Annotated in this window: 15 protein-coding genes; 11 read left to right on the top strand and 4 right to left on the bottom strand. The window is 63.2% G+C overall.

Annotated elements, in window-relative coordinates; all coding sequences use genetic code 11:
- The first annotated feature begins 82 nt into the window (after positions 1–82).
- Genes BM045_RS12745 through BM045_RS12735 form a run of 3 tightly spaced genes read left to right on the top strand, consistent with a single transcriptional unit; the run spans position 83 to position 1,846 of the window.
- Positions 83–988, top strand: coding sequence for a LysR family transcriptional regulator (locus tag BM045_RS12745; RefSeq protein ID WP_092183838.1), 906 nt, complete (start codon positions 83–85; stop codon positions 986–988).
- 6 nt (positions 989–994) lie between these two features.
- On the top strand, positions 995–1,195 hold the full coding sequence (locus BM045_RS12740; protein ID WP_092183836.1) for a twin transmembrane helix small protein: 201 nt from the start codon (positions 995–997) through the stop codon (positions 1,193–1,195).
- A 54-nt stretch (positions 1,196–1,249) separates the two neighbouring features.
- Positions 1,250–1,846 (top strand): cob(I)yrinic acid a,c-diamide adenosyltransferase, encoded by a 597-nt coding sequence (locus BM045_RS12735; RefSeq protein ID WP_092183834.1) that lies wholly within the window; start codon positions 1,250–1,252, stop codon positions 1,844–1,846.
- 8 nt (positions 1,847–1,854) lie between these two features.
- Here BM045_RS12735 and BM045_RS12730 read toward each other — a convergent pair whose 3' ends face one another.
- Positions 1,855–3,012, bottom strand: coding sequence for a GGDEF domain-containing protein (locus tag BM045_RS12730; protein WP_092183832.1), 1,158 nt, complete (start codon positions 3,010–3,012; stop codon positions 1,855–1,857).
- A 214-nt stretch (positions 3,013–3,226) separates the two neighbouring features.
- On the opposite strand from BM045_RS12730, the gene BM045_RS12725 reads away from it, so the two are divergent.
- Together BM045_RS12725 and BM045_RS12720 are read left to right on the top strand one after the other, a co-directional pair.
- On the top strand, positions 3,227–3,409 hold the full coding sequence (locus BM045_RS12725; protein ID WP_092183830.1) for a putative motility protein: 183 nt from the start codon (positions 3,227–3,229) through the stop codon (positions 3,407–3,409).
- A 27-nt stretch (positions 3,410–3,436) separates the two neighbouring features.
- Entirely contained in the window at positions 3,437–3,652 is a 216-nt protein-coding gene (locus BM045_RS12720) for a hypothetical protein (RefSeq protein WP_092183828.1), read from the top strand.
- Here the strand turns inward: BM045_RS12720 and BM045_RS12715 are convergent.
- Complete coding sequence (locus tag BM045_RS12715; RefSeq protein WP_244522988.1) at positions 3,649–4,311, bottom strand: TlpA family protein disulfide reductase; 663 nt, start codon at positions 4,309–4,311, stop codon at positions 3,649–3,651. The genes BM045_RS12720 and BM045_RS12715 overlap by 4 nt on opposite strands.
- Positions 4,312–4,333: 22 nt before the next feature.
- On the opposite strand from BM045_RS12715, the gene argH reads away from it, so the two are divergent.
- From argH to lysA, 3 genes are all read left to right on the top strand, one after another.
- On the top strand, positions 4,334–5,782 hold the full coding sequence (argH, locus tag BM045_RS12710; protein WP_092183826.1) for an argininosuccinate lyase: 1,449 nt from the start codon (positions 4,334–4,336) through the stop codon (positions 5,780–5,782).
- Between the two features lie 53 nt (positions 5,783–5,835).
- The gene (locus tag BM045_RS12705; protein ID WP_092183824.1) at positions 5,836–6,555 is read left to right on the top strand and encodes a gamma-glutamylcyclotransferase; all 720 of its coding nucleotides are present in this window, start codon (positions 5,836–5,838) and stop codon (positions 6,553–6,555) included.
- A gap of 65 nt (positions 6,556–6,620) precedes the next feature.
- Positions 6,621–7,880: a diaminopimelate decarboxylase gene (gene lysA / locus BM045_RS12700; protein WP_092183822.1), complete on the top strand. Its 1,260-nt coding sequence runs from the start codon at positions 6,621–6,623 to the stop codon at positions 7,878–7,880.
- Between the two features lie 3 nt (positions 7,881–7,883).
- Here lysA and BM045_RS12695 read toward each other — a convergent pair whose 3' ends face one another.
- Together BM045_RS12695 and BM045_RS12690 are read right to left on the bottom strand one after the other, a co-directional pair.
- Positions 7,884–8,294 (bottom strand): response regulator, encoded by a 411-nt coding sequence (locus BM045_RS12695; RefSeq protein WP_092183820.1) that lies wholly within the window; start codon positions 8,292–8,294, stop codon positions 7,884–7,886.
- The gene (locus BM045_RS12690) at positions 8,294–9,259 is read right to left on the bottom strand and encodes a zinc-ribbon domain-containing protein (RefSeq protein WP_092184192.1); all 966 of its coding nucleotides are present in this window, start codon (positions 9,257–9,259) and stop codon (positions 8,294–8,296) included. Before BM045_RS12690 ends, BM045_RS12695 begins: the two co-directional genes overlap by 1 nt.
- A 217-nt stretch (positions 9,260–9,476) precedes the next feature.
- Between BM045_RS12690 and ftsE the strand changes: the two genes are divergently transcribed.
- Genes ftsE through BM045_RS12675 form a run of 3 tightly spaced genes read left to right on the top strand, consistent with a single transcriptional unit; the run spans position 9,477 to position 11,591 of the window.
- A complete protein-coding gene (gene ftsE / locus BM045_RS12685) occupies positions 9,477–10,139 on the top strand; it encodes a cell division ATP-binding protein FtsE (protein ID WP_092183818.1) in 663 nt (220 codons plus the stop codon).
- Positions 10,132–11,061 carry a cell division protein FtsX gene (locus tag BM045_RS12680; RefSeq protein ID WP_092183816.1) on the top strand — a complete coding sequence of 310 codons (930 nt, stop codon included), beginning with the start codon at positions 10,132–10,134 and terminating at the stop codon, positions 11,059–11,061. The genes ftsE and BM045_RS12680 overlap by 8 nt, the downstream gene beginning before the upstream one ends.
- Positions 11,061–11,591 (top strand): YcxB family protein, encoded by a 531-nt coding sequence (locus BM045_RS12675; RefSeq protein ID WP_092183815.1) that lies wholly within the window; start codon positions 11,061–11,063, stop codon positions 11,589–11,591. Before BM045_RS12680 ends, BM045_RS12675 begins: the two co-directional genes overlap by 1 nt.
- Positions 11,592–11,598: the final 7 nt, after the last annotated feature.

Here is an 11,598-nt window from a genome sequence, read left to right as displayed (position 1 = left end):
TTGTCTCCTTGTCGGTGGACAGAGCATCATCCATTCAATAGCGTGCGGATATCGGCTGAATGCGAGGGTCATATATTCAATTATGAATAGAGAACCGGACTGGGCGCTGTGGCGCAGTTTTGTGGCCGTGGTCAGCAATGGCTCGCTGTCGGCTGCGGCACGCGAGCTGGGCATCAGCCAGCCGACGGTGGGGCGCCATATCGAAACCCTGGAAGCCGATCTCGGCCTGCCACTGTTCGAGCGCAGCCTCACAGGCCTCAAGCCCAATAGCACCGCGCTGCGCCTCTATGAGCCGGTCACCCGCGCCCAGGCGTCGCTGGCCGAGGCCGCCATCATGGCCGAAGGGGCGCAGGATGATCTGGGCGGCACGGTGCGCATCACCGCCAGCGCGGTGATTTCCAACCACGTGCTGCCGTCTCTCCTGTTGCCGATCCGCTCCCGCCACCCCGGCATTGCGCTGGAGCTGGTGCCATCCGATTCGAGCGAAAACCTGCTGCTGCGCGAGGCCGATATCGCCATCCGCATGTTCCGCCCGACCCAGCTCGAACTGGTCACAAAGCGGCTGGGCGAGATCCCCATCGTGCCGGCTGCGCATCAGGACTATCTGGCGCGTCGCGGCACGCCGGCAACGGTGGACGACCTCTTCACCCACGACATGGTCGGCTTCGACCGTTTCGACGGCATTATTGTCCATGCGCAAAAGCTCGGACTGAAACTGTCGCGCGACAATTTCCGCCTGCGCACCGATGACCAGCCGCTACTGTGGTCGCTGATGTGTTCCGGACTCGGTATCGGCTTTGCCCAGGCGAGCCTCGTGCGTGACACGCCCGGCATGGTGGCGCTGCCGATCGACCTGCGCATTCCTCCACTGGAAGTGTGGCTCACCACACACAGGGAATTGTTCACCTCGCATCGGATCCGTGCCATTTATGACGCGTTGGCGGAGGGGCTCGCGACCTATATCAGTGGCCAGCACTCCCAACGGTAGGACCCCATGGAAACCGCTCTCAATATCGCCATTGCCCTTGTGCTGCTATTCGTCGTGATCGTGCTCGGCATGGGCCTGTGGAACATGCTCAAGGGCGGGCCGGGCAATACCAGCCAACGCCTGATGCGGCTGCGCGTCATCGGCCAGGCCGTGGCGCTGATCCTGCTGATGGCCGCGCTGTTCTTCTTCGGCGGCGGGCGCGGCTAAAGGCATGACCCAAAAAAGTGGTCGCCGGTTTTTTGAAAAGGTCATGCCCAGATAATGGTCAAGCTCAACCGCATCTATACCAAGACCGGCGATGACGGCACCACCGGCCTGGTGCGCGGCCCGCGCCGTGCCAAGTTCGACCTGCGGGTCGAGGCCTATGGCACGGTCGACGAGGCCAATGCCACGATCGGCCTGGCCCGTGTCCACACCGGCTCCATGCCCAAGATCGATATGATCCTCGGCCGCATCCAGAATGACCTGTTCGATGTCGGTTCGGATCTCGCAACGCCGGGTGCCGATGCGCCCGATGCCGAATACCCGTCGCTGCGCATCCGCCCGGTGCAGACCGAATTTTTGGAAAAGCAGATCGACCATTTCAACGCCGATCTGGAGCCGCTGAAAAGCTTCATCCTGCCGGGCGGCACACCGCTTTCTGCCTCGCTGCATCTGGCGCGCACGGTGACCCGCCGCGCCGAGCGCATCACGGCCGAACTGGCCTCGCTGGAAAGCGACACCAGTGCGGAAGCCATCCGCTACCTAAACCGGCTGTCGGACCTGTTGTTCGTGCTGTCGCGCGTGGCCAATAACAATGGCGCCAAAGACGTGCTCTGGGTGCCGGGCAACTATGGCGATGTGAAAAAGGGCGGCTAAGCTCCGACTCAGGCGGCGCGACCGGGGGCCGGCTTTTCGATGACGGCCGGCGCCTGCACCGAACCAATACCCATGGCTGGACGCAGCAGCACCTCACCCGACATCACCACCCTATTGCGGCCGCTGCGCTTGGCAGCATAAAGCGCCGCGTCGGCCTGCACGAACAGCTCATTGCTCGGCATGACGCCGGGCGCCACCGCCACGCCAAAGCTGGCGGTGATCTTGATGGTTTGGCCTTCCCAATGGATATCCAGCGCCTCAATCGAAGCGCGCAGCCGCTCGGCAATTTCCTGCGCCTTGATGGCGCCGGTATCGGGCAGCAGCACGGCCAGTTCTTCGCCGCCCAGCCGGGACAGCAGGTCGCGATTGCGCATATTGGCGCGCAGGATCATCGACACCTGCTGCAGCACATAGTCACCCGCGGCATGGCCATGGCTATCGTTGACCAGTTTGAAGTGGTCGAGATCGAGAATCAGCAGCGCTGATTCCTTGTTGTCGAGCCGCAGCCCGGCAATGCCGCGCTCGAAGGCGCGCCGGTTCGGCAGCGTGGTCAAGGGATCGGTCAGCGCCCTTGTCTTCCAAGCCTGTTCGCGGTCGATCTGGTTGAGCTCGCGATCGACGAATAGGCCGAGCAGAACGGACGCAAACACCGAAGCCGCGACCATATAGGGCGCAATCATGCCGATCAGGATCGCCAAGGTCGAATAGCCCATGGCGATGCCGGTAAAGAGATAGCAGGAGACGACGAGCCCCAGCACCACCAGATGGCGCGCCTTGATGCGGGTCTTGGGCCGCAGGAAATAGCGCCAGCCGAGGCCGAGCAGCGCGGCAACGGCTATGCCGGCGGCACCCGGCATGGCGCCGAGCCCACCAAGCCATAGCCGGTAACTGCCACTGATCACCACGGCGACCAGCGCGGCCGGCCAGCCACCGAAGGCCGCTGCAAAAGCCACGATCAGCGCGCGGGAATCCACCATGATACCGTCGCCGATTCGGGCTGGGGCCATCATGGCGATGATGCCCCCACAGCCAAAGATCAGCCCCTGCACCACCGAGCGCAGTCCCTGCGGCCAATATTGCCGCTCGACCTGGCCAAAGCAGATCGCCAGCAAGGCCAGAAGGCTAATGCCGTGAATCAGCGCGATGAAAAGGTCTTGGAAAAACATGGAAATGCGAGTGCCCTTGGCGCCGGTATGGCTCCATCTGGCAGCAGAAACGTAAGCGAGCGATAAACTTGGATACCCATACAGGCACTGCCTGCCAGCGCCGTTAACAACAGGTTAAACAGTCACATTTCATCAAAATGTCATGGCTGGCGAAGGGTTTGTTCACATGTCGCGCCTAGCGTGACGCTTGGACTATCAGCACAGGAGGTCCGGCATGAATTCCGACCTGACGATGCAGGTTGTCGCGATGAACTCGAGCAAGCTGCAGACTAGCATGCAGGTCGCCGTGTTCAAGAAGAGCCATGACATGCAGACCGACCTGCTCGAAACGCTGATGCAGACGGCCCTGTCGGCACCACCGCCCGGCCAGGGCGTCAAGATTGACAAGCTCGCCTGACGTAATTCAGGCTGGAGGGATGTGACGATGAGCAATGCTCTCGGTATCGGCCCCAACGTGATGATCAACCGCCTCGTCGATCAATCCGGAACACCGCAGGACGCTTCGCTCGGCAAGGTCGCAGAACTGCGTGGCGAGCTGCTGCAAGCCCTTGATGAAAGGCGGGCCGAAGCCGAACGGGTCACCCCGGAGGGTGAAGTCCCAGCGCTCAGTTCCGGCGCCGTGGTTGACCGCCTGATCTAGGCGCCAAGCCCCAGCAGCGCCTCGATCACCCGCTCACCGTCAGGGGTATTCCATTCCGCCGGCCCCTGCAGCACGGCCAGCTCGCAGCCATTCTCATCCAGCACCAGCGTTGCCGGCAGGCCGATCGCCACCGCCTGCGTCTTTAGGCGGTCGAAGGCCGCAAAGGTGTTGTCGGCATAGAGCGGCAGGTTGGCGAACTGGTTGTCGTCGAGGAACCCCTGCGCCTTTTCGAGGCCGCCCGCGCCGATATCGAGATTGATCGGCAGCACCATGAAGGTGTCGGAATTGTATTTGGTGGCCAGGGCATCGAGCGCCGGCATTTCTTCGCGGCAAGGCACGCACCAGCTGGCCCAGAAATTGACCAGCAGCGCCTTGCCCTTGAAATCGGCGATGCTCATCTCCGTGCCGGCCGCATTCTTGAACGCCATGCTGGCATAACCGCGCCCTTCGCCCGTGCCATTGAGCGCTGCCAGCTCGCCGGTCGCCGCCGCATCGATCGCTGCGGCGGCTTCGTCCTGCACCGGGCATTCCTTTGCCCCGGCGGCATTGCCGAGCATGACCCACGCCGCTATAGCTAGCGCCAATCCCGCCAAGCCCAGGATGATCCACAGCCGAACCCGGCTCGTTGCTCCGGGGCGGGGCGCGTGCGTTTCGGTCATGAACTAGTCTCCGGGGTATTCGATGAGCAACAAGATGTGGGGTGGACGGTTTGCCACCGGCCCCGACGCCATCATGGAAGAAATCAACGCATCGATCGGCTTCGATCAGCGTCTGTTCCGCCAGGATATTGCCGGATCGATCGCCCATGCCACAATGCTCGCCGAAACGGGCATTCTGACGACGGAAGACCGCGACAGCATCATCGCCGGTCTAACCGAGGTGCTGGCCGAAATCGAGGGTGGCAGCTTCACGTTCTCGCGGGCGCTGGAAGACATTCACATGAATGTCGAAAGCCGTCTGCGCGAAAAGATCGGCGATGCCGCCGGGCGCCTGCATACGGCCCGCTCGCGCAACGACCAGGTCGCTACCGACTTCAAGCTTTATGTCCGTGACACGATCGATACGCTGGTGGTCCAGGTCCATACGCTGCAGCTGGCGCTGGTCGAGAAGGCCGAAGAAGAAGCCGAGACCATCATGCCCGGTTTCACCCATTTGCAGAGCGCCCAGCCGGTGACCTTTGGCCATCACCTGCTGGCCTATGTCGAAATGCTCGGCCGCGACGCCGGCCGGCTGCTCGATGCGCGCAAGCGCCTCAATGAAAGCCCGCTCGGCTCGGCGGCACTGGCCGGCACGCCCTATCCGATCGACCGGCACATGACGGCCGAAAAGCTCGGCTTTGACCGGCCCACCGCCAATTCGCTCGATGCCGTCTCGGATCGCGACTTCATTCTCGAAACGCTGGCTGCTGCCTCGATCTGCGCCATGCATCTGTCGCGTTTTGCCGAGGAAATGGTGATCTGGTCCTCGGCACAGTTCGGCTTTGTCCGCTTGAGCGACAAGTTCACCACCGGCTCGTCGATCATGCCGCAGAAGCGCAATCCCGATGCTGCCGAACTGGTGCGCGCGAAGATCGGCCGCATCCTCGGAGCGCTGACCTCGCTGATCGTCGTCATGAAGGGCCTGCCGCTGGCCTATTCCAAGGACATGCAGGAAGACAAGGAAGTCGCCTTCGACGCGCTCGATTCCTTGTCGCTGTCGCTGGCCGCCATGACCGGCATGGTCGCCGACATGGCGCCCAATCGCGAACGCATGCGCGTCTCGGCCGCCGCCGGCTTCTCCACCGCCACCGATATTGCCGACTGGCTGGTGCGCGAGCTCAATATCCCGTTCCGTGACGCCCATCATATCACCGGGCAGATCGTCGCTTTGGCCGAGCAGAAAAATTGCGGCCTCGAAGGCCTGACCATCGAGGACTTCAAATTTGTCGACCAGCGTATCGACAGCCGCGTGCACAAGGTGCTGACCGTCGAGGCCTCGGTCGCCGCCCGTAAGTCCTATGGCGGCACGGATCCGGCAAACGTTTTGATCCAGGCTGCGCGCTGGAAGACCGAACTCACCGGCGAGCCGCATGAGCCCAAGCCGCTCGGCAAGAAAAAGCATGGCGGCCATGGTGACGGCGGGGTTGAATGAAATCGCCCGAGGCATACCATACCGGTGTGCTTCACTGATTTGGACTGTTGTGGATGGCTGGCCGACAAAGACAGATGCGCCTCACCGAGCGTCACGTCGGCTATCTGATCCCCGAAGATGCATCCGAGGACATGCCGCCCCCGCGCGAAGGGATGCGGGCGGCAACGGCGGATGACTATGCTGAAACGCTCGACACCCTGCTCGGCCCAGACCGCAGCCAGGACGAGGTCTGGATCTTTGCCTATGGCTCGCTGATCTGGAAACCGGCCTGCGACTTCGTCGAAATGCGCACCGGTCTGGTGCGCGGATGGCATCGGGCCTTTTGCCTCGGCTGGAACAATCGCTGGCGTGGCTCGGATGAAAATCCCGGCCTGATGCTGGCGCTCGATCGCGGCGGCGCCTGCAATGGTGTGCTGTATCGCCTGCCGCCCGGACAGGTTGATGCCAATATGGTCAAGCTGCTGGAGCGCGAAATGGGCTGGCTGCCATCGGCCTTTCCACCGCGCTGGGTCAATGTGAAGTCCGGCGACCGGATGATCCGCGCCATCACCTTCTGCATCGACCGCCACTCCGGCCGCTATATTTCGGGCCTGTCGGTCGACGAGATCGCCGATGTCCTGTCCAAGGCCGTCGGCTCGCGCGGCTCGATGGCCGAATATCTCTTCGCCACCGTGGCCCATCTCGAAGACATGGGAATCCACGATCCGCATCTCTGGCAATTGCAGTCGCTGGTGGCCGAGCGCATCGAGGCGGCCTATGAGCCGGATCGCTAAGTCCCGGCTTTTGTTTTTTGGGCCTTTGCACTAGAGCCTAGGGCACATCCGACGGAGCGCCGGCCTTGGTCCACCATTTTCATCACCGCGACGAAACCCTCTATGCCGAGGACGTCAATCTGAACGACCTTGCCGACAAGGTGGGCACGCCGTTTTACGTCTATTCCAGCGCCACCTTGCGCCGACATGTGCGGGTGGTGAAGGCAGCCTTCGAGGGCATTCCGACGCTGCTGGCCTATGCCATGAAGGCCAATTCCAACCAAGCCGTGCTCAAGCTCATGGCCTCCGAAGGCGCCGGCGCCGATGTGGTTTCGCTGGGCGAGCTGGAACGGGCTTTGGCCGCCGGCATCAAGCCGGAAATGATCGTCTTTTCCGGCGTGGCCAAGACCATTGCCGAAATGCGCCGGGGCCTTTCGGTCGGCATCAAGTGCTTCAATGTCGAGAGCGAGCCCGAGCTCGAGCGGCTCTCCATGGTGGCCGCCGATATGGGCCTCACCGCTCATGTCTCCGTCCGCATCAACCCGGATGTCGACGCCCGCACCCATGCCAAGATTTCGACCGGCAAGGCCGAGAACAAGTTCGGCATTCCCTATGCCCGCGCCCGCGACGTCTATCGCCGCATTGCCGAGCTACCCAATGTCCAAGCGGTCGGCGTCGACATGCATATCGGCAGCCAGCTCACCGATCTCGAACCCTTCGGCACCGCTTTTGGCCTGATGGCCGAACTGGTCAAGGCGCTCAAGGCTGACGGCCATGACATCCGCCATGTGGATGTCGGCGGCGGTCTGGGCATTCCCTATAATGTCGACGAAACCGCCCCGCCGCTCCCCGCTGCCTATGCGGCCGTGGTGCGCGACAAGATCGGCCAGCTCGGCTGCACGCTGGTGATCGAACCGGGACGCCTGCTGGTCGGCAATGCCGGCATCCTCGTCACCAAGGTCGAATATGTGAAGGAAGGCGGCACCAATTTCGTCATCGTCGATGCGGCTATGAACGACCTGATCCGCCCCACGCTCTACGAGGCGCATCACGACATCGTGCCGGTCAATCACTCCAACCTCGCCCCGATCACCGCCGACATCGTCGGCCCGGTCTGCGAAACGGGTGATTACCTGGCCAAGGCCCGTACCATGCCCCGCGTCAAGGAAGGCGACCTGCTGGCCGTGATGAGCGCCGGCGCCTATGGCGCGGTGATGGCATCCACGTACAATTCGCGGGCGCTGATCCCGGAAGTTTTGGTCGACGGCGAGAAATTCCACGTCATCCGTCCGCGCAAGTCGATCGACGCGCTGATCGCGCTGGATTCGGTGCCCGACTGGGTTTGAGGCCTATTGCTCGCGCGCCTGGCGGGCGAGCGACACCACTTCGACCGGCTTGCCCGCCAGCGCGTCATCGACCTTCTGCAACAGGTCGGCGAGGGTGAAGGGCTTGGTGATGACGTCATAGATCAGAGCATCGAGGCCATGCGCCCGCTCGCGCTGGTCGGCAAAGCCGGTCATCAGCACGATGATGATCTCGGGATATTTCGCCGCCACATGCAGCGCCAGCCCGATGCCGTCCATGATCGGCATCTTGATGTCGGAGAGCAGCAGGTCGAAGCGCCCGTTCTCGGCATCGGCGGTTTCGGCGGCAAGGCCACCATCTTCTTCGGCGACGACCTCATGACCCTTCATGGTCAGGGCGCTCACCACGAAGGCGCGCACCGATGGATCGTCTTCGGCAACTAGAATGCGGGCCATCAGTGATGCTCCGGGGTCGGTGTGTGTTCAGTAGCGGCGGCAGGCGCCGCTGGTTCATGGCCCGCCGGTTCGGCATGGCCTGTCGGCGCATCATGCTCGATCGATGACGCGGTGGCCGGGGTTCCTCCGCCCGCGACGATCGGAATACTATGTCCGCCGGCAAAGCTCAGCCGCACGCTGGAGGCTTCGCCCGGCGGCAGCGTCAGCTGGGTATCGAAGGTGGCGCGTTCGCCGGCCATCAGGTCGCGCACCGCTGGGGTGACGCTCCACTCATAGACGCCCTGCCCATGGCTATCGAGCAGGGTCACCACAACCGCCGGCACGACGACCGGATCAGGCTGGAGCCCGACGATCTGCGCCGAAACCGACAGCACTTCCTTGCCGTCGCGCAAAGACTGCAGCGTCGTCACATTGGAAAAATCGAGACCCACCACATTGACGCCAAGGCCCACGGCTTCATAGACGCCGGCCATGGCGGGAAACTTTTCCACCACCTGGACGCGGCCAAAATAGGCGGTCGCGGCAATGCCAACCAGTGCCAAAGCCCCGCCGATGCGCAGGCTCCGCCGCAGCTTTGCCAGCGGCAGGTCGGCGACGCGCGCATTCTGGCGTTTGGAGAAATCGCGCTGCCGCTTGCGCATGACGGCGGCTTCAATCTTGCCCGCGGCGGCAGACGCCTTGTGCTGCGCCTCCTCGGCGGCTTTTTCGAGCTTTTCCATCGCCAGGCGCTTGGCGACTTCCGAGGCAACCTTGTGCTCCTCGGCCGCCATGGCGTCGTCGAGACCGTCTTCGGTGATGACCTCGGAGGCTTTTTTCTGCTCGGGCGTGCCGGGCGTTTCCTTGTCCAGCGGCACCTGCTGCCAGGCCTGCTGGCAGTGCGCGCATTGCACCTTGCGACCAGCCGACCCGATGGCCTCATAGGTCACCTGGTACTTGGTCTGGCAGTGTGGACAGGTGATGATCATCGGGCCAGACGCATTGGAACGCAGTTACAGAAGACCGACACTATCCAGCGGGGGTTAAAACTCCTCAAACCTTGCGCACGGCGCTGACAATCCACCACATTTGTGCCGCTTTCGTCCCGCCATGAGGCCCATCATGCGCATGCCGGGCTTCTGGCTGTTATGATGCGCACAACATATGATTCGCCTCGTCTGCGGACCTTTCCGGGAGCCTGCCCTCTTGATCGAGTTTTCCAATGTCGGGTTGCGCTACGGCAATGGTCCGGAAATCCTGCGGGACCTGAGCTTTTCGGTCGAGCCGGGCTCGTTTCATTTCCTCACCGGCCCCTCCGGCGCCGGCAAGACCAGCCTGCTGCGCCTGCTGCTGCTGTCGCTAAAACCCAGCCGCGGCACGGTGACGATGTTTGGCGAGGATGTGAGCAATCTCAGCCAGGATCGCCTGCTGCAGATGCGCCGCCATATCGGCATCGTCTTCCAGGAATTCCGCCTGCTCGATCATCTGACTACCTTCGAGAATGTGGCGCTACCGCTGCGCGTGCTGGGTCAGCCGGAAAGCGAATACCGGCCCAATGTCACCGAACTGCTCGAATGGGTCGGCCTTGGCGAGCGGATGAATGCCCTGCCCTCGCTGCTGTCGGGCGGCGAAAAACAGCGCGCCGCCATTGCCCGCGCCGTCATCGCCCGACCAAAAGTTTTGCTGGCCGACGAGCCCACCGGCAATGTCGATCCCGACCTGTCGAGCCGCCTGGTCCATCTCTTTGCCGAGCTCAACCGCACGCTGGGCATGACGATCATTCTGGCCACCCACGAGCTGCCGCTGCTCGACAAGTTCAATTATCCGCGCATGTTGCTGCAAAAGGGGGAGCTCACCATCCATGATTGAGCGCGTCCGGGCCTTGATCCCAGCCCGCAAGGGCGCCGCCCCCATCGTTCCCGAAAAGAGCGTTGCCGGCCGCACCCTGCTGCTGCTCATCACCATCATGAGCTTCCTCTCCGCCGTGACCCTCGGCGGCGTCGTGCTGGTGCAAAAATCCGCCATTGCCTGGTCGGCCGATGTCGGCCGCGAGGTGACCATCCAGATCCGCCCGGTCGAGGGCGAGGTGATGGACAGCAATCTGCGCACCGCCGTGTCGCTGGCCCAGTCCACCCCCGGCGTGGCCTCGGCCCGCGCCATCACCGTCGAGGAAAGCCAGGCCCTGCTCGAGCCCTGGCTCGGCGCCGGGCTGGATCTGACCGCCATCGAAATCCCGCGCCTCGTCGTGGTGCAACTGGCCGATCCGGCCGATGCCGATATCGCAGGGCTGGAGCGCAATCTCGGCGCCATCAAGGGCGCCAGCCTTGATACCCATGCCGCCTGGCGACAGCAGCTCAACACCATGGCCGGCACCATCGTGGTCTCGGGGCTGTTGGTGCTGATTCTGATCGGCGCGGCGACCGTGCTGGCCATCGTCTTTGCCACCCGCGGCGCCATGGCGACCAATCGCGAAATCGTCGACGTGCTGCATTATATCGGCGCCTCCAACAAATTCATTGCCGGGGAATTCCAGGGGCGGTTTCTCTCGATCGGCCTGCAGGGCGGGCTGTTGGGCACGGTTGCGGCGGTGCTGTTTTTCACCCTGATCGGAACGGCGGCCGGCGGCATGTTGTCGAGCGAAGCCGGCGCGCAGGTTGGCGTGCTGTTCGGCCGCTTTGCTTTGGGCCTTGCCGGCATTATCGGCATCGCCGCGGTGGTTCCGGTCATCGCGGCGCTCACTGCCATCACCTCGCGCGTCACCGTGCGCCGCTTCCTGGCTGAAACCTCCTGATGCCAGACTGCGCCAGCGCGCGGTTTCGCCTGACTGAAGACGATCTCGTTGCGGCGGGCCAGCTCTATGGCTGGTCGGGCCTGACCCAGCGCCGCACCATGATCGGCCTTGTGCTACTCTGGCTGATCATCCTCCCGCTCGTCGCCTGGCTCACGCTCGGCCCGGCCATGGGTGATCCCCAGGCGCTGCAGAATAATGCCGGTTTCCTGCTGGCGCTATCCCTCGCCCCCTTTGCCGCCACAGCGGCGGTGATGCAGGTCATCATGCCCGTGGCGGCCCGCCGGACCTTTCGGCAGCAGCGTTCGCTGCAGGGCGAGCTGGCCTATCGCTGGACGAGCGAACACCTGACCGCCGATACCGAATATGGCGCCTTCGACATGCCGTGGAGCCATTTCCTGCGCTGGAGCGAGGACAAGCGAACTATTCTTCTGTTCGAGTCCGATCGCCTATATAGGGTGATCCCGAAACGGGTCCTTCCCCCGGACCAGTACCACAGCCTGCGGCAGCATCTCGCCGGGATCGGGCGCTAAGCCCGTT

Origin of the sequence: Devosia sp. YR412 (genome assembly GCF_900110945.1) — a bacterium.
In the GTDB taxonomy this organism is placed as follows: Bacteria; Pseudomonadota; Alphaproteobacteria; order Rhizobiales; family Devosiaceae; genus Devosia.
The sequence above is the reverse complement of the archived record's forward strand: the minus strand, read 5'-3'. Positions and strand labels throughout refer to the sequence as shown.